Source organism: Pseudomonas sp. P7758, from assembly GCF_013386485.1.
Classification (GTDB): domain Bacteria; phylum Pseudomonadota; class Gammaproteobacteria; order Pseudomonadales; family Pseudomonadaceae; genus Aquipseudomonas.
Map to the genome: position 1 here is coordinate 1 of NZ_JACARS010000167.1, position 26,551 is coordinate 26,551.

The following is a 26,551-nucleotide window of genomic DNA, read 5'->3' on the forward strand; positions in this document are numbered from 1 at the left end:
CGCCCACCGGCAAGCGCATCGCGACCTACCTGCTGGGCAACCTGCAACAGCTGCCGTTCGAAACCGCCGACAGCATCGCCCAGCAAGCCGGCACCACCGGGATTTCAGTGGGGCGTTTCTTGCGAACCCTGGGTTATCGCAACCTCGATGACGTCAAGCAAGGCCTGCGCGGCGACCCGCAAGCCTCCTGGCTGATCACCGACCGCCTTGGCGCGTTTCGCCAGGAGAACGATCAGGAAGACGCCCTCGACCGTTCCCTCAACCGCGAGATCGAAGCCATCCAGCATGTGTACGGCCTGGCCCGCAGCCAGGGTTTCGCCGACATCGTGCAGCACATCGTGGACGCCGACGCCGTGTTCATCCTCGGCATCCAGTCCACCCGGGGCATCCTCAATGCGTTCCACAGCCACCTGGAATACATCCGTCCCAAGGTCTATTACGTCGATGGCCTGTCGGGGATCTACGCCGAGACCCTGAACTCCGGCTTTGAAAAACCCTACGCCATCACAGCGGACTTCCGCGCCTATTCCAGCATCACGCCCACGTTCTGCGAGACCGCGAACGCCCAGGGTCTACCCTTGGCGCTGATCACTGACTTGCAATGCCCCTGGGCCCGGGACTACGACCTGGACCTGCTGCAACTGAAAACCGATGTCGGCCAGTTCTGGGACTCCATGGCGCCCCTGACGTGCCTGTTCAACCTGATGGTGTCTGCCGTCGCTGACCGCTACGGCGAGCGACTGGATGCACGCCTGGCAAAAAACCGCGCCCTGCAACAGGCCTTCGGCCAGTTCGAATCCTGACCCTGGAAAGGAAATCTTTGAGTGAAAACCAGCCCATTGGTAGAAATCGCCCCACCGGAATACCCGGTACAGGTCGACCTGATCTACGCCAGTGCCGACAACCTCGCAGGCACCGTGATCTACCGCAATGCCCGCTGCCTGCTGCACGCCGAAGCGGCGGCCTGCCTGCGAAAGGCGAGCCTGTTGGCACGCCACGCCGGCATGACCCTGCTGATCTACGACGCCTATCGGCCGGCCTACGCCCAGCAACTGCTGTGGCAAGCCCTGCCCAACCCGGACTACGTGCGCGACCCACGCCTGGGCTCGCACCACACCCGCGGCGTGGCCGTCGACCTGACGCTGATTGATGAACACGGCACCCCACTGGACATGGGCACGGCGTTTGATGCCATGGAGCCCAAGTCCCACCAGTTCTACCCCGACCTGCCGCCGCAGGTGCAGCGCAACCGCCTGCTGTTGCTGGGCATCATGCTTGGCGCCGGCTTCAAGGCGATTGCCACCGAGTGGTGGCATTACGAATTGCCGGATGCCGAACTTTTCCCACTAATTGAGGAGTCATACTGATCCCAAGGACCGTACCATCACAATAATTAGCAGCACCCTTTAGCTCCAACTGCCCGGTTATAGATTTCATAAAAATAAACCAACCCGCTTTTTCCTCTAAATAATCAAGGAAACCGGCATGACCCCAAGCAACCGCAAGACCCTCGCACTCTCCCTGCTGTGCGCCGCCCTGAGCCTGGGCGCGTGGCAATCGGTAAGTGCCGCGGCGCCCAAAGACACCCTGATGATCGGCAAGGCCGCCGACCCGCAAACCCTCGACCCGGCCGTGACCATCGACAACAACGATTGGGCGGTGACGTACCCGGCGTACCAGAAGCTGGTGGCCTACAAAGTCGAAAACGGCAAGGGCAGCACCGAGGTCAAGGGCGACCTGGCCGACAGCTGGACCACCTCGGCCGACGGTCTGGTGTGGGACTTCAAACTCAAGCCCGGCAACAAGTTCGATGACGGCGCCGAGGTCGACGCCAATGCGGTGAAGTTCTCCTTCGACCGCGTGATGCAGCTCAAGCAAGGCCCGTCGGGTGCGTTCCCGGATGACATGAAAGTCACCGTGGTCGACCCGCTCACCGTGCGCTTCACCCTGGCCAAGCCCTACGCGCCCTTCCTTTACACCCTCGCCCATAACGGCGCCGGCATCATCAACCCGGACGTGGTGAAACAGGGCGACGTCAACGCCTACCTCTCCACCCACACCGCCGGCTCCGGCGCCTTTCGCCTGAGCAACTGGCAGAAAGGCCAGAGCCTGACCCTGGAACCCAACACCTACTACGCCGGCACCAAGCCCGCGCTGAACAAGGTGGTGATCAAGATCATCAGCGAAGCCTCGGTACGCCGCCTGCAACTGGAACGCGGTGACCTGGACATCGCCGAAGACATGCCCCAGGACCAGCTCACCAACCTGGCCAAAAAGAAAGACGTGGTGATCAAGGAGTTCCCGTCGCTGCGGGTGACCTACCTGTACCTGAACAACCAGAAAGCCCCGCTGAACAACCAGAATGCGCGCCAGGCGATCGTTGATGCGGTGGACTACAAAGGCATTGTCGACGGCATCCTCAAGGGCCAGGCCAAGTTGATGAACGGGCCGATTCCTGCCGGCATGTGGGCCAATGACCCGAGCCTGCCCTTGATGAAACAGGACCTGGACAGCGCGGGCGCGAACCTGAAGAAACTCCCGGAAAAAATCACCAACCTGAACTACATGTACTCCGACAAGGACCCGGACTGGGAATCCATCGGCCTGACCCTGCAAGCCAGCCTGGCGCCGCTGGGGATCAACCTGAAGATGGAAAAACTGGCCAACGCCACCATGCGCGAGCGCCTGGGCAAGGGTGACTTCGACGTGTCCATCGGCTCGTGGGCGCCGGACTTCTCCGATCCCTACATGTACATGAACTTCTGGTTCGACTCCTCCCTGCAAGGCCTGCCGGGCAATCGTTCGTTCTACAGCAACCCGGTGGTGGACAAGCTGATTCGCGATGCGGCGGCCAACAACGACACGGCCAAGCGCACCGAGCTGTACCAGGAAGCCCAGAAGATCGTGCTCAAGGACAGCGTGTACGCCTACCTCTATCAGAAGAACTACACCCTGCCGATGCGTGATTCGGTGAAGGGTTATGTGTTCCATCCGATGCTGGAGCAGGTGTTCAACGTGGCTGAGATCAGTAAGTAACACGCGATCAAATGTGGGAGCGGGCTTGCTCGCGAAAGCGGTGTATCAGTTACCCGATGTATGACTGACCCACCGTATTCGCGAGCAAGCCCGCTCCCACACTGGACCTGCTGTGTTTTCCAGGCTGTATTCCTGATCCAAATGTCTCGCGTTACCGAGGAGCCCTCATGGCCTTCCTGAATATGTTGCGCAAACGCCTGTTCGGCCTGATTTTGGTCGTCGTCGGCGTTTCGCTGATTACCTTCTGCATCTCCCACCTGATCCCGGGTGACCCGGCGCGCCTGATTGCCGGCGACCGGGCCAGCGACGCCATTGTCGAGAACATCCGCCATCAACTGGGCCTCGACCTGCCGCTGTACCAGCAATACGGCCGCTACATGAGCGACCTGCTGCACGGCGACCTCGGCACCTCGATCCGCACCAGCCGCCCGGTGCTGGAAGACCTGAAAGCGTTCTTCCCCGCGACCCTCGAACTGGCGGTCGCCGCCCTGCTGCTCTCGGTACTGGTGGGCGTACCGCTGGGGGTGCTGTCAGCGGTGTATCACAACCGCGCCATCGACCAGATCGCCCGAACGCTGGCGGTTACCGGCATTTCCACGCCGGCCTTCTGGCTCGGCCTGGGCCTGATCGTGTTGTTCTACGGCCAGCTCGGCTGGCTGCCCGGCAGCGGGCGGCTGGATGAAGGCCTCGAACCACCGCGCACCATCACCGGGTTCTACCTGATCGACTCGCTGCTGGCCGGCGATATCCCGCTGTTCCTGAATGCCCTGGAACACCTGATCCTGCCCGCCGTCACCCTGGGTTTCGTCAACCTCGGCGTGGTCGCCCGGCAGATTCGTTCGGCGATGCTCGACCAGTTGGGCGAGGACTACATCCGTACCGCCCGCGCCTACGGCCTGTCGCGCTGGGCGGTGATCCTGCGCCACGCCTTGCCCAACGCGCTGATCCCGTCGATCACCGTGCTCGGCCTGACCCTCGGCGACCTGCTGTACGGCGCGGTGCTGACCGAAACCGTGTTCGCCTGGCCGGGCATGGGTGCCTATGTGGTGAAGTCGATCCAGTCCCTGGATTTCCCGGCGGTGATGGGCTTCGCGATCCTGGTGTCGTTTATTTATGTACTGCTGAACATGCTGATCGACCTGCTCTACCGGGTGGTCGACCCGCGCATCGGCGAGGTGAATTGAGATGACCGCTCCCCTGACCATGCCCGTACCGGTGCCCCTGGAACAGCGCCCCACCTGGCGTGCGCGAATGGAGTACCTGGGCTATCAAATACGCCGCAGCCCGCTGACCATCGCCGGCCTGACCATCACCTTGATCGTGCTGATCTGCATGGCCTTCGCCCCCTGGTTGGCGAGCCATGACCCCAATGCCTTGAACCTGGCGCAACGCCTGGCCGAGCCCTCCGCCGAACATTGGTTCGGCACCGATGAAGTCGGCCGCGACCTGTTCAGCCGGGTGCTGTACGGCAGCCGCCAGTCGGTGGGCGTGGGCCTGTTCGTGGCGTTTTCGTCCTGCCTGGTGGGCGGGCTGCTGGGCTGCCTGTCGGGGATTATCGGCGGGCGTTTCGACAGCCTGATCATGCGCCTGATGGACATCATGCTGTCGGTGCCGTCCCTGGTGCTGATCATGGCCCTGGCCGCCGCACTGGGCCCGAGCCTGTTCAATGCGATGCTGGCGATCACCGTGGTGCGCATCCCGTTCTATGTGCGCCTGGCCCGGGGCCAGGCCCTGAGCATTCGCCAGATGGGCTACGTCAAGGCATCCCAGACCTTCGGCGCCGGGCGCTGGCACATCGTGTCGTGGCACGTGGGCCGCAATGCGATGCCGCCGTTGCTGGTGCAACTGAGCCTGGACATCGGCAGCGCGATCCTGATGGCCTCGGCCCTGGGTTTCATCGGCCTGGGGGCACAGCAGCCCACCGCCGAATGGGGCGCGATGGTTGCCACCGGGCGCAATTTCATTCTCGACAACTGGTGGTACTCGACCTTTCCGGGGCTGGCGATCCTGGTCACCGCGACCGGCTTCAACCTGCTGGGTGACGGTGTTCGTGACCTGCTCGACCCACGGCAACAGGGGAAATGACCATGTCCAGTCCGGCAGTGCTTGCCATCGACAACCTGAGCCTGGAATTCCCGGCTTACCGCAACAACGTCCAGGCACTCAACGGCGTGTCGTTGCACGTCAACCCCGGCGAAGTCGTCGGCGTAGTGGGTGAATCCGGCTCCGGAAAGTCCGTGACCGCGATGCTCAGTCTGCGCCTGCTGCCGGAGCGCAGTTACCGGATCACCGCCGGCAGCTTGCAGATGCTCGGCCGCGACATGCTCGGTGCCAGCGAGAAGGAGCTGCTGCAGATTCGCGGGCGTGACGCGGCGATGATCTTCCAGGAGCCGATGACCGCGCTGAACCCGACCCGGCGCATTGGCCGGCAGATGCTCGATGTGATCATCCACCACCAGCGCCTGAGCAAGGCCGCCGCCCGTGCCAAGGCCATCGCCCTGCTGCGGGACATGCACATCGCCGACCCCGAACAGGTGCTCGACAGCTACCCCTTCGAACTCTCCGGCGGCATGCGCCAGCGGGTGATGATCGCCCTGGCATTTTCCTGCGACCCTCAGTTGCTGATCGCCGACGAGCCCACCACTGCCCTCGACGTCACCGTGCAACGCCAGGTGCTGTTGCTGCTGCGGGAAAAAGCCCGGGAACGCGGCACCGCGATCCTGCTGATCACCCACGACATGGCTGTGGTCTCGCAGTTCTGCGACCGGGTGTATGTGATGTACACCGGCGCCGTGGTGGAAGAAGGCCCCACCGCCCAGGTGATGAGCGACCCGCGCCATCCCTACACCCAAGGGTTACTCAGCGGCTTGCCGGAACAGGTGAAACCCGGCGACGACCTTCTGACCATCCCCGGCCAGGTGCCCAACCTTGCCGCCCTGCCCTCAGGCTGCACCTTTCGCGAACGCTGCCCCCAGGCCATGGGCCAATGCATCGAGCGCCCGCGCCTGGACCTGATCAACCCTGCCGGCACCCGCAAAAGCGCGTGCTGGCTGACTGCCGGGGAGTCGGTGCAATGACCGTGTCTCAAGATTCACTGCTGGCTTTGCGGGATGTACGGGTCAAGTTCCCGGTAAAAACCGACTGGCTGGGCCGCCCGCGCGGTTATGCCCACGCCCTCAACGGCATCGACTTGCAGGTGCGCCGTGGGGAAACCCTGGGGATTGTCGGCGAGTCCGGCTGCGGTAAAAGCACCCTCGCCCAGTTGCTGATGGGCCTGGTCAAGCCCAGCGACGGTGAAGTGGACTGGGTCTACGAAAGTGCCCGGGAACGCCACCGGCATGTGCAGATCGTATTCCAGGACCCGCAATCGTCCCTCGACCCGCGCCTGCCCATCTGGAAAATCATTACCGAGCCGCTGTTCGCCCTAGGCGACACGCCCAAGAGTGAAATGCGCACCATCGCCGCCAAGGTCGCCGCGCAGGTAGGCATTCGCGCTGAATACCTGGACCGTTACCCGCACCAGTTTTCCGGTGGCCAGCGCCAACGGATCGCCATCGCCCGCGCGCTGGCGTCCAACCCGAGCATCCTGGTGCTGGACGAGCCGACCTCGGCCCTGGATATCTCGGTGCAGGCGCAAATCCTCAACCTGCTGGCCGAGCTGCAACGGCGGCTGGGGCTGACCTACATCCTGATCTCCCACAACGTTTCGGTGGTGCGGCACATGGCCGACCGGGTGGCGGTGATGTACCTGGGGCAGATCGTGGAACTGGGGTGTGCCGAGCAAGTGCTGGAGCAGCCGAATCATCCGTACACCCAGCTGTTGCTGGAGGCGGTGCCCAAGCTGGGGGTGGCGCTGGACGACGCGTATGTCAGTGCACCGACAGAGCTGCCGGGGAACCGGGTGTTGCCGGGAGGGTGTTTCTTCCTCGACCGCTGCCCGAGGCGTACACAAGGCTGTGAGCGGCCGCAGCGGTTGACGGGAGGGATGAGTCAGCAGGTGCGCTGTCACCTGGAACATCCGTGAGGCGTCCTTAACGAAATTTTCATGATTGCGCGGCTATGATCCGCCACCTCGTTGGGGAGTAGCCTGCTTCGGATTCTCGAAGCGTTCGTATCAACATTCTCGGCAACATGCCGTGGTGCGAACACCATTTTGGTTGGTGAGACCAGCGACACATCCATGCCTGAAGTCGGGCGTGTGGTTGTGTCGTTGACTCATACAGCCCGACTGGAAGCCTTACCGTGAACCCCATTTCCCTGATTCTTCTCGCCCTTGCCATGTCCACGGACGCCTTTGCGGCGGCCATTGGCAAAGGTTCCAGCCTGCACAAACCACGTTTGACCGAAGCCCTGCGGGCCGGGCTGATCTTTGGTGTGATCGAAGCGATCACGCCGATTATCGGCTGGGCCATCGGCCAGGCCGCCACTCGCTGGGTGGAACAGTGGGACCACTGGATCGCCTTTACCCTGCTGGTAGCCCTGGGCCTGCACATGATCTACAACGGCTTGAAGGCCGATGATCCAGAGGAAGAGAAACCGAGCCAGCACTCGTTCATGATTCTTGCCGTGACCGCGTTTGCCACCAGCATCGATGCCCTGGCGGTGGGTGTGGGCCTGGCGTTTGTCGACGTGAATATCCTGGTGGCCGCTGCGGCGATCGGCTTGGCGACGATGACCATGGTGACCATCGGCATGATGCTTGGCCGGGTGTTGGGGACTGTGGTCGGCAAGCGCGCCGAGATGGTCGGCGGCGTGGTGTTGATGCTGGTGGGTGCGACGATTTTGTATGAGCACCTGTCGGCCTAGAAACCGGCGAAGATCAAAATGTGGGAGCGGGCTTGTGTGGGAGCGGGCTTGCTCGCGAAAGCGGTGGTTCAGCCAGCCTATTGAGCGACTGACACACCGCCTTCGCGAGCAAGCCCCCTCCCACACAAGCCCGCTCCTACAGGGATCTGCGGCGATCAATCAGGCCGCGTGTTTTTCTTTCTTCAGGCTCTCGATGTCGATCACGAACCGATACTTCACATCGCCCTTGAGCATGCGCTCGTAGGCGTCATTGATGCCCTGGATGTCGATCATCTCGATGTCCGAGACAATCCCGTGCCTGGCGCAGAAATCCAGCATGTCCTGGGTTTCCTGGATGCCACCGATCAACGACCCGGCCAGGCTGCGACGCTTGAAGATCAGGTTGAACACGGTCGGTGACGGGTGCGGGCTATCCGGGGCGCCCACCAGGGTCATGGTGCCGTCGCGCTTGAGCAGGTTGAGGAAGGCGTCGAGGTTGTGGGACGCGGCCACGGTGTTGAGGATGAAGTCCAGGGAGTTGGCAACCTTGGCCATTTCGTCCGCGCTCTTCGACACCACCACTTCATCGGCCCCCAGGCGCAGGCCGTCTTCGCGTTTGTTCGGCGAGGTGGTGAACAGCACCACGTAGGCGCCCATGGCATGGGCGATTTTCACCGCCATATGGCCCAGGCCACCGAGGCCGACAACGCCGACGCGCTTGCCCGGCCCGACGTTCCAGTGGTGCAGCGGTGAGTAGGTGGTGATGCCTGCACACAGCAGCGGCGCGACCGCCGCCAGGTTGCTCTCGTCGTGGGAGATCCGCAGGACGAACTTCTCCTTGACCACGATATTGTCCGAGTAGCCGCCGAAGGTGTTTTCGCCGCCAAAAGCCGGGCCGTTGTAGGTGCCGGTGAAGCCGTTTTCGCAATACTGCTCCTCGCCCTCGGCGCAGGATTCGCAGTGCTGGCAGCTGTCGACCATGCAGCCGACACCGGCCAAATCGCCCACCTTGAACTTGCTGACATTGGCGCCCACGGCGGTCACTCGGCCAACGATTTCATGGCCCGGTACCGACGGGTACAGGGTGTTTTTCCATTCGTTGCGTACGGTGTGCAGGTCCGAGTGGCAGACGCCGCAATAGAGGATGTCGATCTGCACATCATCGGCCCCGGGGGCGCGACGTTCGAACGTGAAGGGTTTGAGCGAATCCTTGGAGTCACGAGCGGCGTAGCTGTAAGTCTTGGCCATTTCGTTCACCTGTTTGTTCAGACGGTAGAAAGCAGTTGACCAGCATAGACGCTGAACCGTTCAACCGAGCACAGGCATACAAGTCCCTCGTCCGATTCTGCGCCTATAGTATTGGCTGCCCTCTCACCCAAGGAGTTTTGCCATGAGCACCCTACGCACACAAGACGGTACCGAGCTCTACTACAAGGACTGGGGCACCGGCAAACCGGTGCTGTTCAGCCACGGCTGGCCGCTGGATGCCGATATGTGGGAATACCAGATGGAGTACCTGAGCAGCCGCGGCTACCGCACCATCGCGTTCGACCGCCGTGGTTTTGGCCGCTCGGACCAGCCCTGGACCGGTAACGACTACGACACCTTTGCCGACGATATCGCCCAGTTGATCAACCATCTGGATCTGCAGGACGTGACCCTGGTGGGCTTCTCCATGGGCGGCGGCGATGTCAGCCGCTATATCGCCCGCCATGGCAGCGCGCGCGTGGCCGGGCTGGTGTTGCTGGGGGCGGTGACGCCGCTGTTCGGGCAAAAGCCGGATTACCCGCAAGGTGTCGAGATGGCAGCGTTTGACGGGTTCAAGGCCGCGCTGCTGAAGGATCGCGCGCAGTTCCTGGCAGACTTCAATACGCCGTTCTATGGCATCAACAAGGGCCAACAGGTCTCCAGCGGTGTATTGACTCAAACACTGAACATCGCCCTGCTCGCCTCGCTCAAGGCGACGGTGGATTGCGTCACCGCGTTCTCGGAAACCGATTTCCGCCCGGACATGGCCAGGATCGACGTGCCAACCCTGGTTATCCACGGTGATGGCGACCAGATCGTGCCGTTCGAAACTACCGGCAAGGTCGCCGCGCAGATGATCAAAGGCGCGCAGTTGAAGGTGTACAAGGATGCCCCCCATGGTTTTGCGGTGACCCACCAGCAAGCCTTGAACGAAGATCTGCTGGCCTTCCTGCAACGCTGAGCCGATTGCGTTCTCCTGCGACGGCTTATTTCTGGCCGGGCTGACACCCGGCCTTTTCAGGCAGTCGTACTATTCCCCGGTGCCGGCAAACCCCGCGACGATCTCGTCGATCACCACCCGCACCCGGGCGGTGTGCCGCAGGTCGGCATGGGTCACCAGCCACACATCGTAGGGCAACGGCCGCGTACGGTCCGGCCACAGCCGCACCAGGCCGTCGCGTTCGCCGGAAACTATCGGAACCTCACCGATACCGATCCCTGCGGCGATGGAGCGGCGAACCAACAGGCTTGAACTCAAGGCCGCAACAATACGCCCGCGTCCCAGCGGCTCGCTGACCAGGGTCAGGTCCTTCTGGCTTTGCAGGTGCGGCTGATACACCACCAGGTCGTGTCCTTCGAACAGGCTGCCCGGTTCGGGTGCGCCGTGCCGATCGATATACGCCTGCGAGGCAAACAGCCCCACCGGCCAGCGGGCGATGCGCCGGGCGATCAGGTCGGGGTTGTCCGGGCGGGTATTGCGCACCGCGATATCGGCTTCGCGTTTGGCCAGGTTAAGCAACTGGGTCGAAGCGTCCATCTGCACGCGCACGTCAGGGTGCGCATCGTGCAGCCGGGCAATGGCCGGAATCAGGAAGTCGATGGCCAGGGAATCGGTGGTGGTCACCCGTACGGTGCCGGTCAGGCGGTCGTCCAGGCCCAGGACCTGACGCTCCAGGTCAAGGGCCGAGCGCTCCATGTTCTCCACCGATTGCAACGCGGCTTCACCCACGGCGGTCAGCGCATAGCCTTCGGAGGTGCGCAGGAACAATGTTGCGTTCAGGGACTTTTCCAGGGCATTGACCCGTCGCCCCACGGTGGCCTGATCCACCCCCAGCACCCGCGCGGCTCCGCGTAATGTGGACTCGCGGCACACCGCGAGGAACACCCGCGCATCGTCCCAATTCATGGCTTTCCCCTTCGATGCATTTTTGCATCATCGTGACGTGTAATCGCAGCATTATTGCATCACTCATCACAGCTATGCTGGGCACCAGAGAAAATACCCAGGATCGCCAGCAGGCTGAACCGCTCGGTGACGGGCGCGGTCCCAACCCATACGTTCATTGCTACAGGTGCGCTCAAATGAATCTGCCCCACGAAATGACCCTGATCGAAATCACCAGCCCCGGCGGCCCCGAAGTCCTGCAACCACGCCAGGAGCCGGTACCTGTCGCCGGCCCCGGCGAAGTGCTGATCCGCGTGCACGCCGCCGGCGTCAATCGCCCGGACGCCCTGCAACGCGCCGGCACGTACCCGATGAAACCCGGCATGAGCCCGATTCCCGGGCTGGAAGTGGCCGGTGTGGTGGTCGCGCTGGGCGAAGGCGTCAGCGAGTACGCGCTGGGCGACAAGGTGTGCGCCCTGACCAATGGCGGCGGTTATGCGCAGTACTGCGCAGTGCCCGCCAGCCAGACCTTGCCGGTTCCCGATGGCCTGGACTGGATTCAGGCGGCAGCGATCCCGGAAACCTTCTTCACCGTATGGGCCAACCTGTTCGGCATCGGCGGTGCGCATAAAGGCCAGCGCGTGTTGATCCATGGCGGCACCAGCGGCATCGGCACCACCGCGCTGATGCTCTGCCGCGAGTTCGGTATCGAAGCGTTCGCCACCGCCGGCAGCGTGGAAAAATGCGCCGCCATCCGCGAACTGGGAGCCGAGCCGATCAACTACCGGGAACAGAATTTCGCTGAGGTCATCGCTGACAAGACCGCGGGCAAGGGTGTCAATGTGGTGCTCGACATCATGGGTGGCTCCTACCTGAACGACAACATCAGCGCCCTGGCCATGGAAGGTCGCCTGGTGATGCTGGGCTTCCTCGGCGGCGCACGCGCCAAGGACATCGACCTGCTGGCGATCCTCGGCAAACGCGCGATCGTTACCGGCTCGTTGTTGCGCTCACGCACCCGGGAAGAAAAAGCCGCGATTGCCGCACAACTGCGCGAACACGTGTGGCCGGTGCTGTCGGCCGGGCGTTGCCTGCCGATGATCGATGAGGTGTATGCCTATACCGACGCCGCGAAGGCCCATGCGCGCATGGAAGGTGGCGACCATATCGGCAAGATTGTGTTGCGGGTGGATTGATAAACATGCGGAAAAACGGTTTATAACGTCATCAGAACAAAACACTGCGGTTAATGGAGGCTTCATGAAACTGGTCGGCATGCTGGACTCGCCCTACGTGCGCCGCGTGGCCATTTCCCTGGAACTGTACGGCGTCGCGTTCGAACACCAGGCACTGTCGGTGTTCAGCACCTTCGATGAGTTTTCCGGGATCAACCCGGTAGTCAAGGCACCGACGCTGGTGCTCGACGACGGCACGGTCCTGATGGATTCCGGCTTGATCCTCGAGTACCTGGAAGCCCTGGCGCCGGCCGGCAGCCGATTGCTGCCCCCGTCAGCCCCAGCGCTTGCCAGGGATCTGCAAGTGATCGGCCTGGCGCTGGCAGCGTGCGAAAAGACCGTGCAGATCGTCTACGAACATCACCTGCGGCCCGCCGAAAAACTGCATCAGCCGTGGATCGACCGCGTGACCGGACAACTGCTGGCGGCCTATGCGTTATTGGAGGCGCGGGTGGCCGAGCGCGACAGCGACTTGCCGCTGACCCAGGCGAGCCTGACGGTGGCGGTCGCCTGGTCCTTCACCCAGCTGAAGATAGCCGACGTCGTGAAGGCCGATGCGTTTCCCCACTTGCAACGCCACGCGGCCCTCGCCGAGCAGCACACGGCATTCGGCAAATACCCGATCGAGTAGCCCGTGCCTACCCGGCATACACCGGGTAATCGGTGAAGCCCACCTCGGTGCCGCCATACAGGCCGTCCGCGTTCAACGGGTTCAGCGGCCAACCGTTGAGCAGGCGTTGGGGCAAGTCGGGATTGGCAATGTACGGCCGGCCAAACGCGATCAGGTCTGCCAGCCCCGCCTCTACCAGCCGCACGCCGCGCTCTGCGGTGTAGCGGCCGGCGTAGATGATCCGACCGCTGAAGGTGTCACGCACCGCCTGGCGGAACGACTCGGGCAACTCGGGGGCATTGTCCCAGTCGGCCTCGGCAATCGACACGTAGGCGATGCCGGCCGCCTCAAGCACCTTGATCGCCTCGATGTAGGTGTGATGCGGGTCTTCCTCGACGAGGCCGATGTAGACCCGGTCCTGGTCAGTGCCGCTGAACAACGGCGCAAAGCGCACACCCAGGCGCTGCGGGCCGACTACTTCGGCCACCGCCTCGACGATTTCCCGCAGGAACCGCAGGCGATTGTGCAGTGAGCCACCGTATTCATCGTCGCGCTGGTTGGAATGCGCCGAGATGAACTGGTTGACCAGGTAGCCGTTGGCCGAATGAATTTCCACGCCATCGAAGCCTGCGGCCAATGCATTTTTTGCAGCCTGGGCGTAAAGCCCCACCAACTCCTTGACCTCGGCGGTAGCCAGGGCGCGCGGCTCGGGTGGCTGCACCAACTTACCGGTGCCGGGCCCGGTTGCAACGAATGCCTTGGCTTGCTGCGGCTGGATCGCCGACGGCGCAACGGGTGCTGCGCCGTCGGGCTGCAGTTCGTGATGGGACACGCGACCCACATGCCAAAGCTGGGCGAAGATCACGCCGCCTTCGGCATGCACGGCATCGGTCACGGTACGCCAGCCGTCAATCTGCTCCGGTGTGTAGATGCCCGGGGTCCAGGCATAGCCCTGGCCGCGAGGCTCGATCTGCGTGCCCTCGCTGACCATGAAGCCGGCGGTGGCGCGCTGGCGGTAATAAAGCGCCATCAAGTCCGTGGCGATATCACCGGGCTGGGCACTTCGCTGGCGGGTAAGCGGCGGCAGGACGATGCGGTTTTTCAGGGTGTGGTGCCCCAGTGTGATCGGGGTACCTAAAGCGCTGTTGCTCATGGGGGAAAGTTCCGGATTCAAATTTCAGACAAGCAGAAGCTGCCGGCTCCCGGTCAGGGGAGCCGCCAACAACGTTCTTTTTGGGGGATTTGGCGGGTTACGCGGTCAGCTTCAACAGCGCTTTGGCAACGTCACTGGAACTGGCAGGATTCTGCCCGGTGACCAGCAGGCCATCTTCAATCACAAAGGATTGCCAATCGGCACCCTTCTCATACGTGCCGCCCAGTGCCTTGAAATCATCCTCGATCAGGAACGGCACCACGTCGGTCAGGCCAACCGCTGCTTCTTCAGAGTTGGAGAAGCCGGTGACGCGTCGGCCCTTGACCAGCGGCTCGCCGTTGACCGCCTTGACGTGACGCAAGGCACCCGGGGCGTGGCACACAAAGCCAATCGGCTTGCCCGCACGCTCGAAGGCTTCGATCAGGGCGATGGAGGTTTTCGACTCTGCCAGGTCCCACAGCGGGCCGTGGCCGCCTGGGTAGAACACGGTGTCGAAGTCGCCGGCGTTGACCGACTCCAGCTTCACGGTGGTGGCCAGGGCCTGTTGCGCCGCCGGGTCAGCGGCGAAGCGGCGGGTCTGGTCGGTTTGCGAATCCGGCAGGTCGCTGACCGGGTCCAGGGGCGGCTGCCCACCGGCCGGCGAAGCCAGGGTCACGTCGGCCCCGGCGTCCTTGAACGCGTAGTAGGGAGCAGCAAATTCTTCGAGCCAGAACCCGGTCTTGCGGCCGGTGTTGCCAAGCTGGTCGTGAGAAGTCAAAACCATCAATACTTTCATGTGCCAGTGCCTCGGGGTGATGTGGGTTGGAATGGAATCAAGCTTAGGAGCCGGGCCAAAACCGCACAATGTCATGTCCGCAAGGATTCCGGACATTGCGCCAAGGCGGTTGCCGTTTCCCTGGCACACGCCGACAATCACCGCTCCGCGCCCCCTGGAGAGATGAGATGCACAGCATTGCGCTGATGGTGTACCCGAACTTTCAATCCTTGAGCCTCAGCCTGGGCTCGGTGTTCGAGTGCGCGAATCTGCTGCGTGGCGAGCAGGCGTATGAATTTCACCTGGTGTCGGAAAGTGGCGGCCCGATCATGACGTCCCAGGGCTTCTCGGTGAACAGTACGCCGATCCGGCCCGAGGGCTATGACACATTGATCGTCAGCGGTTACCTGGAGTTCCAACTGCCTGACGCCAGCCTGCCGAGGCTGGTCCAGGCGGCGTCCAAACAGTCGCGGCGGATTGCTTCGTTGTGCATGGGCATCTTCGTGCTGGCCGAGGCGGGTTTGCTCGAAGGCAAGCGCGCCACCACCCACTGGCTGCACGCACCGGCCTTTGCCAAGCGCTACCCGCAGATTCGCCTGGAGGAAGACAAGCTGTTCGTGGTCGACGGCCAGATCTGGACCGGTGCCGGCATGAGCGCCGGGGTGGACCTGGCGCTGGCGATGGTGGAGAACGACCTGGGCAGCGACCTCGCCCGCCGCATCGCGCGCAAGCTGGTGATTGCCCAGCGCCGTGGCAGCGAACAGTCGCAGCTATCGGCGTTGCTGGAGCTCGACCCCAAGTCCGACCGTGTGCAGCTGGCCCTGGCCTACGCCCGGGAGAACCTGACCCACGACCTTTCGGTCGAGGCCCTGGCGGCCGTGGCGCGGCTCAGCCCACGCCAGTTCAGCCGGGTGTTTCGCGAGGAGACCGGGCAAACCCCGGCCAAGGCCATCGAATCCCTGCGGGTGGAAGCCGCCCGGGCAATGATGGAAACCAGTCGGCACCCGGTGGAAGTGGTCGCCCGCGAGACCGGGTTCGGTGATCGCGAGCGCATGCGCCAGGCATTCCTGCGGGCGTTCGGCCAGCCGCCACAGGCGATGCAGGCGGCATTGTTCAGTGCAGGGGCTGGCGCCGCGTTCAGTTGATGGTTCAGTGCAACGCCGCGCGCGTCACCAGGAAACTCAGCAGGTTCGGCTCATCGTCCAGCTCGATGGCCTGCACCGGACGCGGCAGGTTATCCAACACAGTGCGCCAGAACGCCTGGCTCACTTCATCCTGATCATAGAAACGCACCAGCCAGTTCGCCTCGCCGCTGCTCAACACCTGAGTGGCGATGGCGCGGCCAATGCCCTTGCGGCGGTAGCGTTTGAGGATGAACAGGTCCGCCAGTTCCAGCGCATCGATCCCCGGCAACTCGCTGCCTTCGATCAGCAGGAAACCGGCGATAAAGCCATCGACCAATAACAGGTTGGCGCTCCATTGCGGGTCTTCCCAGTAGCGGGCCAGGTGCTCCTCATGGATGTAGAAGCGACCGTCCACCTCGACATCTTCCTGTTCCCAGTCCGAGGACTCGTAGGCGTAGAACTGGTAAAGGTTGGCGATCAACGTGGCGTGTTCCGGGCCGGTCTCGATCAGTTCGACGGTGGTATCGGGGATTGCAGGCATGGGCATCTCGGCAAAAAAACAGGCCGCCATTGTCAACAAAGCCACCTGCAATGCCAATACACCGGCCAAGCTTTCTGCTTGCTGAACCGATCGCGCTTTTCTCGTGTCAACGACAAAATCGTTACAAAGTTAGACTAAACTCCGCGTCACTTCCCTCCCCTTGCTTTCAGGATAAGTACTTTGACAAACGTCTGCACCAGCGGCCTCGATGTCGGCTTTGCGTCCCTGGATTACCTGCAAATAGGCATCCTGGGCATCATTCAGGGCATCACCGAATTGTTGCCCGTGTCTTCCACCGCCCACATGCGCATCGTGCCCGCCCTGCTCGGCTGGCCGGATCCCGGCTCGGCGTTTTCCGCAGCCATGCAGTTGGCCGCACTGGCAGCAGTGGTCAGTTACTTCTGGAAGGATGTACGCCAGGTCACGGTCGGCAGCATCACTGCGGTGCGCCAAGGTGACTACAACAACCAGTGGTTCAAGCTGGCGGTGGCCATTGTGCTGGCGACGATTCCGATCGGGATCGCCGGGATAGCCTTGTCGTCGTCCCTCAACTCCTGCAACTCGCCGCTGCGCGGGCTGATGGTGATCGGGATTTCCTGCCTGGTGATGGCGGTGCTGCTGGCGGCGGCTGAACTCAGCGCGAGGCATAAGCGCACGGTGGGCGAAATGCGCCTGCGGGATGCGCTGATTGTCGGCATTGCGCAGATCGGCGCGCTGATTCCAGGGGTTTCACGCTCGGGTTCGACCCTGACCGCCGCACTGTTCCTCAACTTCAAGCGTGAAGAAGCGGCGCGGTTTTCGTTCCTGCTGGGCTTGCCGGCGATCGCCCTCGCGGGGCTGAAAGAGCTGTGGGTATTGTTCCACGCCGACCTGCCCGCCCACGCCTGGCCGCACCTGATCTTCGGGCTGGTGGTCGCCAGTGTGTCGGCGTTCTTCGCGATCTGGGGCCTGATGAAGTTCCTGGAGCGATTCTCCACCTGGCCGTTCGTGATCTACCGCGCGGTGCTCGGGGTATTCCTGATTGTGGCGGTGAGCACCGGGTTGTTGGCCTAAGGCGCGCGGTCGGCCAGTTCTTCGAGCAAATCCGCAGACGGTATGAAGAACAGGCCGCCGGTGACCGCCGTGCTGAAGTCCAGCAGGCGGTCATAGTTGCCGACCGGTCGGCCGACAAACATGTTCTCCAGCATCAACTCCAAAGGCTCTGGCGAGCGCGCGTAGCCGATAAAGTACGTCCCGAATTCCCCCGCGCCCGGCCGGCCAAAGGGCATGTTGTCCCGCAGGATCTTCACTTCCTCGCCGTCCTTGGTGATGGTGGTCAATGCACTGTGGGAATTGCTCGGTTTGGTCGCATCGTCGAGCTCGATGTCCGACAACTTGGTGCGCCCGATCACCCGCTCCTGCGCCTCCACCGACAATTCATTCCAGGCCTGCATGTTGTGCAGGTACTTCTGCACCATTACATAGCTGCCGCCGCTGAACGCCGGATCCTCATCACCGACGATGGTGAAACCCACCGCCTTGCGCCCGACCGGGTTCTCGGTGCCGTCGACAAAACCGATGATGCTGCGCATGTCGAAATAGCGGAAACCCTGGACCTCGTCCACCACCGTCACCGCATCCCCCAGCGCCGCCATCAACTGGGTGGCCAATTCGAAACACAGGTCCATCTGCTCGGCACGAATGTGCAGCAGGATATCCCCCGGCGTGGCCGGCGCCAGGCGCCCGGCCACGCCCACTTCCTTGAACGGATGCAACGCTGCTGGCCGCGGCCCCCCGAACAGCGCATCCCACGCCTTGGAGCCAAACCCTGCGACACACGTCAGGTTGCCCGCCGGTACACGCTTGCCGACCGAGCGCACCAGGCCGGCGATATCGGCGCACCAGCTGCGCACCGCCTCAGCCGAGTCACTGCCAGGCGCCAGGGTCGCGACCATGAAAATGGCGCTGCTGGTGATCGGGCTGCAGACGGATTGGGGTTCAAGGTTTTGATCGGATGGCGATGTCATTGAGAGGTCCACGGGTGGCGGTCGAGATTCAACGAGCGCAGATTAGCAGACACTGAGTTAAAGTGCGGCTGCCTGGAGTTGCGCCGCCTGATACAACGCGTCAGCAGTTTCTTGAATATCTTCACACTGCCACAACTTGCCCAACCACTCGGACGGAATGCCCTGCACGCCGTAATACGCGCCCGCCAACTGACCCACGATCGCTGCGGTAGTGTCGGCGTCATCCCCCAGGTTTGCGGCAGCCAACACAGCCTCGGCAAAGCTGTTGGTGTGATGAAAACACCATAGCGCCGCTTCAAGCGAAGCCACTGCGTAGCCAGAACCCACGATGTCACTGCGCGCCTTGTCGAGGTAGTGCCCATCAGCAATGTCCGCAACTTTGGATTCGCTCAACTCCAGGTAGCCGACCTGCAATACCTGCGGTTTCGAATCCCCCCGCAGCGCATTCGCAATACACTCAGCCAGCACGAGGCAACATTCAATCGCCTCCATCGCGCCATGGGTCGTGCGGGAACTGTCGACGGTAAACTCACGCAGGCGCTCGGCATCCGGAAAATAGAACAGCACCACCGGCGCCAGGCGCATCATCGACCCGTTACCCGCTGAGTAAGGATCGGTGGAGCCCGCGAACGGGTCACCGGTGTACTGATACTCCGCCAATGCCTCACGAACCGTCGTGCCAATATCGAAACATTCACCCGTCGAGCTAAGGTAGCCCCACTTCCACCAGTTCAGATAACGGCCCATCTGATCGGCAGCGTCAAAACCATTCTTGCGCAGCAGGCTTTCGGCCAGACAAAGCGCCATGGACGTGTCATCCGTCCACTGGCCCGGTAACAGTTGAAAGGGCCCACCACCAACCATATCGATGACAGGGGCAAACGACCCACGGCGCATGAACTCAACAGTAGTCCCTACTGCATCACCGCACGCCAGGCCAAGCAGGCTGCCGCGGTAACGCTCTGAAAGCATCATCAATCTCACTCCTTTGCACAATTAACACCCTGACAGGAGAACCATACCGTAGCTTTCCGTTCAATGGGTTGCTGTGCATTTCTATGGGAGATTTCCCACTCAGGCACTCCCCTACCCCTGCCTCCCGATGGTAGTGTGTGAAATTGTTTCTGACCTTTCGATCAGACATTTCTCACTCACTCCCTGCAAAGGAATGCCCCCAGCAATGGATTTTTCCCTCAAGCAACTGGCCGTAGCCACCCTGATGGCCGCCAGCCTTTCGGTGTTCACCACCCAAGCTCAAGCCAACCTCACCCCACAACAGAACGCCGTCATCCTGAAGACCTTCAGCGATGCCTCGGTCAAGGATTTCCGGCAGTTCCTCGCCAGCCTGGCCAAGAGTGACGTGGCCAAGAGCGACAACCTCGGCCCGGCCATCAGTGCCTTTCTCGACAACAAGGACCTGAGCGCCGACCAGCAGAATGAAATCCATCGCCTGCTGGGCCTGTATGCGCGGGTGAAGTACGGTGCGGCCGCCACTGAAACCCTGCGTGAGCTGGTGGAGATCCCGACCTTCCAGGTCGCCGGCATGGCCCAGCACGACAATCCCGAGTTCATCAAGATCGCCGCCAAGATCAAGAGCCTGGCCGAGTCGTTCAACCTGAACTTCCGCAACATCGACAACCGCGTCTACGAGATTTCCCTGGAAGGCAGCGGCGATGAAGTGGTCGGCATCCACGCTCACGCGGACGTGGTACCGGTAACCCCGGAAAACTGGGTGCTCAAGGACGGCACCAAGCTCGACCCATTCAAGGTCACGCTGATCGGCGACCGGATGTATGGTCGCGGCACCGAGGATGACAAGAACGGCATCGTGGTGGCGATGTACGCGATGAAGGTGATCAAGGAAGAGAAGCTGCCGCTGGCGCGCAATTTCAAGCTGCTGGTGGACACCACCGAGGAAACCTCCGGCGACGCGATCCCGTACTACTTCGAGCACAACCCAACGCCCAACTACAACCTGGCGCTGGACGGCGGCTACCCGGTGGTGATCGCCGAGAAAGGCTACGGCACGGTCATGGCCAAGTTCCCCAAGCGCAAGGCTGAAGGCCAAGGCGCAGAAATCATCTCGATGACCGGCGGCAAGGCCACCAACCAGATTCCGTCGGCGTCGGTGGTGACATTGCTCAGCGACAAGCCTGCCGAACTGGCCGCCAGCCTGCAAAAGGCCGGCAGCGAGTACGCCAAGCGCAATGGCGGCGACTTTGAAGTGGCGGCCAAGGTCGTCGGCAAGGACGTTCAGTTGACCGTCACTGGCGTGTCCGCCCACTCCTCCGAACCGGAATCCGGGGTGAACCCGGTAGCCAGGGTCCTCGACTTCCTCAACAGCCTCGACGGCAAGGTCGCGCTCAAGCACAACCAGTTCACCGACGCCGCGCACTACGCCGCCAACAACTGGGGCCTGGATTACCTGGGCGCCAAGCTAGGCGTGGGCTTCTCCGATGCGTTCATGGGCCCGCTGACCACCTCGCTGACCTATGTGGGCGAAGATGACACTACCTTCAAGCTGGCGGTCAACCTGCGGGTGCCAAAGGGCAAGTCACCGGAAGCGCTCAAGGCCGAAATCGCCGACAAGCTCAGCGCCTGGACCAAGAAAAACCACGTGGCTGTGACCTTCGATTACTCGATCGCCGAGCCGATGTACCGCAACCCTGAGGGCGAGTGGGTCAAGGCGCTGTTGGCGGTGGCCAGCGAGAACCTGGGCATGGAGCACAAGTACGGCACGTCTGCCGGCGCTACTTCGGTGCATGAGCTGCCCAACGGCGTGCAATTCGGCCTGGCACGGCCGGAGGTCAAGTACACCGGCCATACCGACAACGAGTTCAAGACCGTCGACCAGTTCCTGCTGGACCTGCAGATCGTCACCGAAATGATGGGCCGCATCGGGCAACTGCCAAAGCTCTGACCTGCCCTTCGGACCCGCCGTCCTGGCGGGTCCACTAAGCGATACGCCAGCCTTTCGACGCCCGCCGCTGCGCGAGGAACCGGGCATAGCGCCCTTGTCTTGCGGTCAATTGCTCAGGCGTGCCCTGCTCCACGATCCGGCCTTCATCGAGCACCACGATCTGGTCGGCCATCACCACCGTCGACAACTGATGCGCGATCACGATCAGCGTGCATGTGCCGCGCAAGCGTGCCAGGGTTTCGGCGATGACCGCCTGGTTCTCGGCGTCCAGTGCTGCCGTGGCTTCGTCCACCAGCAGGATTGGCGCGCCCTTGATCAACGCCCGGGCGATCGCGACACGCTGGCGCTCGCCACCGGACAGGCGTGCCCCGCCCTCACCCACCGTGGTCGACAGGCCCATGGGCAGGCGCTCGATAATCGCCTGCACACCGGCCTGCCGCGCGGCCTCCAACACTTGTGCGTCGCTGGCGTCGGGTTTGCCGAGGCGAATGTTGTCGGCGACGCTGCCCTGGAACAGGTACGTGTCCTGGAAGATCTGGCTGATTTGCGCGTTGAGCTGCTCGCCGGACATCTGTCGCACGTCCACGCCACCGATACACACCTGGCCCTGGCTGACCTCGAAAAACCGCGCGACCAATCGCAATAGCGTGGTCTTGCCCGAACCGGAAGCCCCCACCAGCGCGGTCATGCTGCCGGGCTCGATACGCAGGTTCACCCCGCGCAGCACGTCCCTTGAACCGGCCGCGTGGCGAAAGCTCACATCGAACAATTCCACCGAGGCATCCCGTGGAGATTGCGGCGCGCTCGGCGCCTTCAGGGGCGACGCGGCCAATATCTCGCGCACCGCCTCAAGCTGCACCCCGGCGCCGCGCAACGTTTCGCCATAGCCGGCCACCTCCAGCAACGGGTCAATGAAGCGGCTGACCAGCAACAGCGACACCATCACTGCAATCACCGAGCCCACGTGCAAGGCATTTCCCAGGTAAGCGTCAAGCCAAAGCGCGGCGGCGATCAACAAGGCCGCGAACACCACCTGCACCAGCCACATGTTCAGCAGAATCGAGGTGGCGGACAGCAGGATCAGGCGCGCCCCGGTCACGTGCTGCTGCTCGATCGCCCGTTGCAGGAACACCGAGCTGCCGCCGCCACTGAAGGCACGCAACACCGACTGCGACTGGGCGAACTCCAGCATACGCTGGCTGGTGTCGGCCGAGCTGCGCTGGAACGCCCGGTCGGCGCGCCGCCCAAGGCGGGCGCTGAGCCAGAACGCGCCGCCGAGAATCGGCAACGCCAGCAAGGCGATCAGGCCCATTTTCCAGTGCAGCACAAACAACGCCAGTACCAGCACCAATGGCGTCACCACGCCGCTGAGCACCGGAGTAAATACATGGGCCGGCAGCTGGGCCACGGCCATCATGCCCTGGGTCACCACCTGGTTGAGCCGCGCCGTGTTATCAGGCGTGAACCAACCGACAGGCAGTTCGGCCACATGGTCGCCGATGCGCTGGCGCCCGCCTTGCAGCACCGCCACACCCACCGCGACGCCAGCCTTTTCAACCTCGCGTCGCGTGGCCCAACACGTCGCCACCGCCGCCAGGAACACCACCAGCCACAACGCCGCTTCGGCCAGATCACCGTTGAGCATGTCGGTGAGTACCGGCACCAGGGCGGCGAGGGTCAGCCCGCACAGCGCACCGTAGAACATCACTTTCCCGACATAGCGACGGAAGACCGGCCCGTCATCGCCCAACAGTTCGATAAAGGTTTTCAGCATGTCGGCAGCGCCTGTTCGCGGGTCTGTTTGTAACCGCCCGACGCCCACAGGCGCGCATAGCGGCCCTCTTGCGCGATCAGTCGAGGATGGGTGCCCTGTTCAACAATACGGCCATTTTCCAGCACGATGATGTGGTCGGCGTGCATCACGGTATCGAGGCGATGGGCAATCACCAACAGCGTGCGCCCTTGGGCAAAGCGCGACAGCGCCTCCTGGATTGCCACCTCGTTTGCTGCATCGGCGGCGGCCGTGGGTTCATCCAGCACCAGCACCGGCGGCGCCAGCAATACTGCGCGGGCGATGCTGATACGCTGCTGCTCGCCACCAGACAACTGCGCGTCCTCACCGATCACCGAGGCATAGCCCCGTGGCAAGCCGATGATGCACTCATGAATATTCGCGGCCCGTGCGGCCGCCTCGATTTCTTTGCGGCTGGCGCTGGGCCGGCCCAGGGCGATGTTTTCGGCAACGCTGGCGTGGACCAGGCGCACCTCTTGCAGCACAAAGCCGATCAGGTTGTAGAGCTGCGAGGTCTCGATCTGCCGCAGGTCGACGCCGCCCAGGGTGATACGCCCCTCGGTCGGGTCAAAAAACCGCAGCAGCAGGCGCGCCAGGGTCGACTTGCCCGAACCCGAGGCGCCGACGATGGCAGTTACGGTGCCGGGCTTGAGGGTAAAGCTGATGTTCGACAGTACCGGGTGCTGCGGGTCATAGGCGTACCCGAGGTTTTCGACGCGTACTTCGGCGTCCTTGGGCAAGCGTTCGCACCCCGGCTCCACCTGCGCCAGCACCGGCGTCGCCAGCAGTGCCTGCACGCGCTGGGCCGCGCCGGTGGCGTTGTCCAGATCATGCACGATGTAACTCAGCAGCATCAGTGGCGCGCAAATGCCCGGTGCAACGATGGCGAACGGCAGCACCTCCACCGCGCTGATCCAGCCCAGGCTGACAAACACCAGGCCAAACGTCAGCACCATGGCGAGCACCGTCACCGGGGCGATCATCGCGTTGGCATTGGCCATCGTCCCCACCAGTGGCCGGGTGAACTCAACGAAGGCTTCGCTGAACTCATCTACCGCCTTGCGGTAACTGGCGTGGGCCTTGCCGGTGGCACCGAAGGCCTTGACCACCGGAATGCCGTTGACGAACTCGACCACCGCGTTATTGACCCGGGTCATGCGCTCGACAAAGGACTGCATGTGGCTGCCGCTGGCTTTCATCGCCCGGGTAAAAAACAGCAAAAACCCCGGAAACGGCAACAGCGAGACCAGCGCCATGCGCCAGTCCACCATGAACAGATAAGCCGCCGACAGCAGCACGGCCCCGGCACAACGGCCCACGGTGGTGTAGAAATGCGCAGTCAGGCTGTGCAGGGTGCCGATGTCATCCTGCATCGCCTGCTTGACCTCGCCCGACGCCCGCTCGGTGAACCAGCCCAGCGGCACCTGGCTCAGGCGCTGGGCGATGGCCAGGCGCAAGTGGCGAGTGATGTGGTTGTCGGCCAGGTGCGCGACCGTCTCCGCAACTGTCATCAACAGCAGGCCCGCGAACAGGCTCGCCAGGCTGAGGCTGATGGTCAACCAGACCTCGCCCGATGCCTGGGCCATCGACGGCGCGCCGAGGGCGACCCTGGCGATATGCACAATGCCCCCCAGCGGCACCAGCGTCAGCATACTGCCCACACCGGCCAGCAGTGCCGCAGCGATCAGTCGCCCGCGCACCGGCCGCAACACTTGCGAGACCGCGCCGCGCCCCCTGGGTTTGGCCGCAGCCACATCCTTGTTACTCATGAAGTCTCCCTGACTGAATGAGCCTTTGCTCGCCCTTACCTTATCTTCCGAACGAGCGGCCAAAACCCTCAATCGAAACCTCAAGGAATTTTCAGGCAGGGGCGCGGACCGTCACCCAATAGCGGGTGCGCCGCACCACCTGGATCGGCAACGCGGCGGCCAGGTTGTCCAGCGCCAGGTCGGTATTGTCCAGGTGCAATACACCGCTGACCCGCAGCATCGCCACCTCAGGCGCACAGCGCAGTACACCGCGGCGGTAGCGTCCCAGCTCGGCGATCAGTTCGTCGAGCCGGGTGCCATCGGCCACCAACAGGCCCTTGACCCAGGCGATGCTGCGGTCAGTCACCGCCGCAGTCGGCTGCACGGTGTCCCTGGAAACCGTGGCGCCTTGACCTGCCTCCACCCGCGCACCTGCGCCATGGTCGGGCTGTACCTGCACGGTGCCCTCAAGCACGGCCAACTGGCAGTTGCCGTCGTCGCATTGGCGCAGGCTGAAGCGCGTGCCCAGGGCATGAAACACGCCCTGGCGACTCTGCACCCGAAACGGCCGGGGTGACGGCGCGGTCGTGATGAAGACCTCGCCGGCCCGCAGCAGCACCAGGCGCTGGTCGTCATCGAACTGCACGTCAATTGCTGAAGCCGGGCCCAATACCAGGCGGGTACCGTCGGGCAATACCACTTCGCGAACTTCGCCGGTGCGGGTGCTATGGCCGGCACTCGCCAGCTGCCAGGCGTCGGTGCGGCGCACGCCGTAGGTGAGGCCACCGGCTGCGACCAACAGGCCCAGCAGGCGCAGGGTGCTCCGGCGATCGGGGGAGTCGGGAGCGTCGGGTTCGGCCAGGCTGTGCCTGGCCACCGGCGCGGGGATGCTGTGGAGTTTTTGTTCGAAGCCCAGCAGGCGCGTCCAGGCCAGTTCGTGATGGGGGTGTTCGGCGCGCCAGTGCAGGCAGTTGGCGTGGTCTTCGGCGCTGGCGTCATCGGCCCACAGGCGGGCCATCCAGGCGGCGGCGCGCTCGATGATATCCGGGGAGATTGGCTGCTCGGTCGACATTGCGAGGGTCAGCCGTACAGGGTCTGGTAGCAGGCCAGCAGGCCGGCGGCGATGTACTTTTCCACCGAGGAGACGGAGACCTGTAGCTCGGCGGCGATCTCGCGGTAGCTCAGGCCATCGAGCTTGCACAGCAACAGGGCCTGGCGCGCCTTGGGTGGCAGGCTGTGCAGGGCGGCGTCGATTTGGATCAGGGCCTCGATGGCCAGGGCGCGGGTTTCTTCATCGGGGGCGCAGGGTTCGGGCAACAGGGCCAGGGCTTGCAGGTAAGCGGATTCGATCTGGCGGCGGCGGTAGAGGTCGATGACCAGGCCGTTGGCGATCTGGGTCAGGTGTCGCCGGGATTCGCCGGTGGGCGGGAGTTGGCCCTTGCGCATGAGTTGCAGGTAGACGTCGTGGGCCAGGTCGGCGGCGTCGAATGCGTTGCCCAGCTTGCGCCGCAACAGGGTACGTAGCCAGGCGTTGTGGTCGACGTATAGATTTTCAACCTGGCGTTGAAAGGCGAACTGTCCGATGTTCACAAACCTCTCCTTTTACCCAATGGGCCCGGGGGTGCTGGGGCGATTGGGCTGGTAATGATTTGCAAGACTATCGGCTCTGGGCTGCGGGTGCAATGCGGGGGGATGGCGGGGTTATGGGTACATA

The 26,551-nt window shown here is 63.1% G+C and carries 25 protein-coding genes and 1 riboswitch; of the genes, 14 read left to right on the top strand and 11 right to left on the bottom strand.

Annotated features, from left to right (window positions below):
• The 8 genes from HX873_RS28595 to mntP all read left to right on the top strand — a co-directional run.
• Nucleotides 1-803, top strand: an 803-nt coding sequence (locus HX873_RS28595; RefSeq protein WP_177123552.1) for a MurR/RpiR family transcriptional regulator, incomplete at its 5' end; no start/stop codon positions are given.
• A 21-nt stretch (nucleotides 804-824) separates the two neighbouring features.
• Nucleotides 825-1,367: a D-alanyl-D-alanine dipeptidase gene (ddpX, locus tag HX873_RS28600; RefSeq protein WP_177123553.1), complete on the top strand. Its 543-nt coding sequence runs from the start codon at nucleotides 825-827 to the stop codon at nucleotides 1,365-1,367.
• A 118-nt stretch (nucleotides 1,368-1,485) separates the two neighbouring features.
• Nucleotides 1,486-3,036, top strand: a complete 1,551-nt coding sequence (locus HX873_RS28605) for an ABC transporter substrate-binding protein (protein ID WP_087694902.1) — start codon at nucleotides 1,486-1,488, stop codon at nucleotides 3,034-3,036.
• Nucleotides 3,037-3,203: 167 nt separating this feature from the next.
• On the top strand, nucleotides 3,204-4,220 hold the full coding sequence (locus tag HX873_RS28610) for an ABC transporter permease (RefSeq protein ID WP_008431420.1): 1,017 nt from the start codon (nucleotides 3,204-3,206) through the stop codon (nucleotides 4,218-4,220).
• Between the two features lie 19 nt (nucleotides 4,221-4,239).
• Nucleotides 4,240-5,121, top strand: a complete 882-nt coding sequence (gene ddpC / locus HX873_RS28615) for a D,D-dipeptide ABC transporter permease (RefSeq protein WP_032868129.1) — start codon at nucleotides 4,240-4,242, stop codon at nucleotides 5,119-5,121.
• Entirely contained in the window at nucleotides 5,118-6,113 is a 996-nt protein-coding gene (locus tag HX873_RS28620) for an ABC transporter ATP-binding protein (protein WP_177123554.1), read from the top strand. The genes ddpC and HX873_RS28620 overlap by 4 nt, the downstream gene beginning before the upstream one ends.
• Complete coding sequence (locus HX873_RS28625) at nucleotides 6,110-7,060, top strand: oligopeptide/dipeptide ABC transporter ATP-binding protein (protein WP_177123555.1); 951 nt, start codon at nucleotides 6,110-6,112, stop codon at nucleotides 7,058-7,060. Before HX873_RS28620 ends, HX873_RS28625 begins: the two co-directional genes overlap by 4 nt.
• A 41-nt stretch (nucleotides 7,061-7,101) precedes the next feature.
• Nucleotides 7,102-7,268: riboswitch (yybP-ykoY riboswitch) on the top strand.
• Between the two features lie 10 nt (nucleotides 7,269-7,278).
• Complete coding sequence (gene mntP, locus HX873_RS28630; protein ID WP_003220119.1) at nucleotides 7,279-7,842, top strand: manganese efflux pump MntP; 564 nt, start codon at nucleotides 7,279-7,281, stop codon at nucleotides 7,840-7,842.
• 159 nt (nucleotides 7,843-8,001) lie between these two features.
• On the opposite strand, the gene HX873_RS28635 is transcribed toward mntP, so the two are convergent.
• Nucleotides 8,002-9,069 carry an NAD(P)-dependent alcohol dehydrogenase gene (locus HX873_RS28635; RefSeq protein WP_177123556.1) on the bottom strand — a complete coding sequence of 356 codons (1,068 nt, stop codon included), beginning with the start codon at nucleotides 9,067-9,069 and terminating at the stop codon, nucleotides 8,002-8,004.
• Between the two features lie 142 nt (nucleotides 9,070-9,211).
• Here HX873_RS28635 and HX873_RS28640 point away from each other — a divergent pair, with 142 nt between their 5' ends.
• Nucleotides 9,212-10,030, top strand: a complete 819-nt coding sequence (locus HX873_RS28640; protein WP_003220116.1) for an alpha/beta fold hydrolase — start codon at nucleotides 9,212-9,214, stop codon at nucleotides 10,028-10,030.
• Nucleotides 10,031-10,099: 69 nt separating this feature from the next.
• On the opposite strand, the gene HX873_RS28645 is transcribed toward HX873_RS28640, so the two are convergent.
• Nucleotides 10,100-10,975, bottom strand: a complete 876-nt coding sequence (locus HX873_RS28645; RefSeq protein WP_008431428.1) for a LysR family transcriptional regulator — start codon at nucleotides 10,973-10,975, stop codon at nucleotides 10,100-10,102.
• A 176-nt stretch (nucleotides 10,976-11,151) separates the two neighbouring features.
• On the opposite strand from HX873_RS28645, the gene HX873_RS28650 reads away from it, so the two are divergent.
• Entirely contained in the window at nucleotides 11,152-12,150 is a 999-nt protein-coding gene (locus HX873_RS28650; protein ID WP_177123557.1) for an NAD(P)H-quinone oxidoreductase, read from the top strand.
• Between the two features lie 64 nt (nucleotides 12,151-12,214).
• Nucleotides 12,215-12,820, top strand: a complete 606-nt coding sequence (locus HX873_RS28655; protein WP_177123558.1) for a glutathione S-transferase — start codon at nucleotides 12,215-12,217, stop codon at nucleotides 12,818-12,820.
• A gap of 7 nt (nucleotides 12,821-12,827) precedes the next feature.
• Here the strand turns inward: HX873_RS28655 and HX873_RS28660 are convergent, their stop codons facing one another.
• Both HX873_RS28660 and HX873_RS28665 read right to left on the bottom strand, forming a co-directional pair.
• The gene (locus HX873_RS28660) at nucleotides 12,828-13,952 is read right to left on the bottom strand and encodes an alkene reductase (RefSeq protein WP_102368728.1); all 1,125 of its coding nucleotides are present in this window, start codon (nucleotides 13,950-13,952) and stop codon (nucleotides 12,828-12,830) included.
• A 97-nt stretch (nucleotides 13,953-14,049) separates the two neighbouring features.
• Nucleotides 14,050-14,727, bottom strand: a complete 678-nt coding sequence (locus HX873_RS28665) for a type 1 glutamine amidotransferase domain-containing protein (RefSeq protein WP_177010061.1) — start codon at nucleotides 14,725-14,727, stop codon at nucleotides 14,050-14,052.
• A 167-nt stretch (nucleotides 14,728-14,894) separates the two neighbouring features.
• Between HX873_RS28665 and HX873_RS28670 the strand changes: the two genes are divergently transcribed.
• Complete coding sequence (locus HX873_RS28670; RefSeq protein ID WP_003220105.1) at nucleotides 14,895-15,851, top strand: GlxA family transcriptional regulator; 957 nt, start codon at nucleotides 14,895-14,897, stop codon at nucleotides 15,849-15,851.
• Between the two features lie 4 nt (nucleotides 15,852-15,855).
• Here the strand turns inward: HX873_RS28670 and HX873_RS28675 are convergent, their stop codons facing one another.
• Entirely contained in the window at nucleotides 15,856-16,362 is a 507-nt protein-coding gene (locus HX873_RS28675; protein WP_032898758.1) for a GNAT family N-acetyltransferase, read from the bottom strand.
• Nucleotides 16,363-16,551: 189 nt separating this feature from the next.
• On the opposite strand from HX873_RS28675, the gene HX873_RS28680 reads away from it, so the two are divergent.
• Complete coding sequence (locus HX873_RS28680; RefSeq protein ID WP_177123559.1) at nucleotides 16,552-17,424, top strand: undecaprenyl-diphosphate phosphatase; 873 nt, start codon at nucleotides 16,552-16,554, stop codon at nucleotides 17,422-17,424.
• On the opposite strand, the gene HX873_RS28685 is transcribed toward HX873_RS28680, so the two are convergent.
• Both HX873_RS28685 and HX873_RS28690 read right to left on the bottom strand, forming a co-directional pair.
• Complete coding sequence (locus HX873_RS28685) at nucleotides 17,421-18,377, bottom strand: Dyp-type peroxidase (RefSeq protein WP_003220100.1); 957 nt, start codon at nucleotides 18,375-18,377, stop codon at nucleotides 17,421-17,423. The two genes, HX873_RS28680 and HX873_RS28685, sit on opposite strands and share 4 nt — an antisense overlap.
• Nucleotides 18,378-18,434: 57 nt before the next feature.
• Nucleotides 18,435-19,352, bottom strand: a complete 918-nt coding sequence (locus HX873_RS28690; protein ID WP_177010062.1) for an ADP-ribosylglycohydrolase family protein — start codon at nucleotides 19,350-19,352, stop codon at nucleotides 18,435-18,437.
• Between the two features lie 205 nt (nucleotides 19,353-19,557).
• Here HX873_RS28690 and HX873_RS28695 point away from each other — a divergent pair, with 205 nt between their 5' ends.
• Nucleotides 19,558-21,297 (top strand): dipeptidase, encoded by a 1,740-nt coding sequence (locus HX873_RS28695; RefSeq protein WP_177123560.1) that lies wholly within the window; start codon nucleotides 19,558-19,560, stop codon nucleotides 21,295-21,297.
• A gap of 34 nt (nucleotides 21,298-21,331) precedes the next feature.
• On the opposite strand, the gene HX873_RS28700 is transcribed toward HX873_RS28695, so the two are convergent.
• The 4 genes from HX873_RS28700 to HX873_RS28715 form a co-directional block, all read right to left on the bottom strand.
• Nucleotides 21,332-23,071, bottom strand: coding sequence for an ABC transporter ATP-binding protein (locus HX873_RS28700; protein WP_177123561.1), 1,740 nt, complete (start codon nucleotides 23,069-23,071; stop codon nucleotides 21,332-21,334).
• Nucleotides 23,065-24,858, bottom strand: coding sequence for an ABC transporter ATP-binding protein (locus tag HX873_RS28705; RefSeq protein ID WP_177117487.1), 1,794 nt, complete (start codon nucleotides 24,856-24,858; stop codon nucleotides 23,065-23,067). Before HX873_RS28705 ends, HX873_RS28700 begins: the two co-directional genes overlap by 7 nt.
• Nucleotides 24,859-24,949: 91 nt before the next feature.
• Nucleotides 24,950-25,909 (bottom strand): FecR domain-containing protein, encoded by a 960-nt coding sequence (locus HX873_RS28710; RefSeq protein WP_177123562.1) that lies wholly within the window; start codon nucleotides 25,907-25,909, stop codon nucleotides 24,950-24,952.
• 8 nt (nucleotides 25,910-25,917) lie between these two features.
• Nucleotides 25,918-26,427, bottom strand: a complete 510-nt coding sequence (locus HX873_RS28715; protein WP_177029375.1) for a sigma-70 family RNA polymerase sigma factor — start codon at nucleotides 26,425-26,427, stop codon at nucleotides 25,918-25,920.
• Between the last annotated feature and the right edge of the window lie 124 nt (nucleotides 26,428-26,551).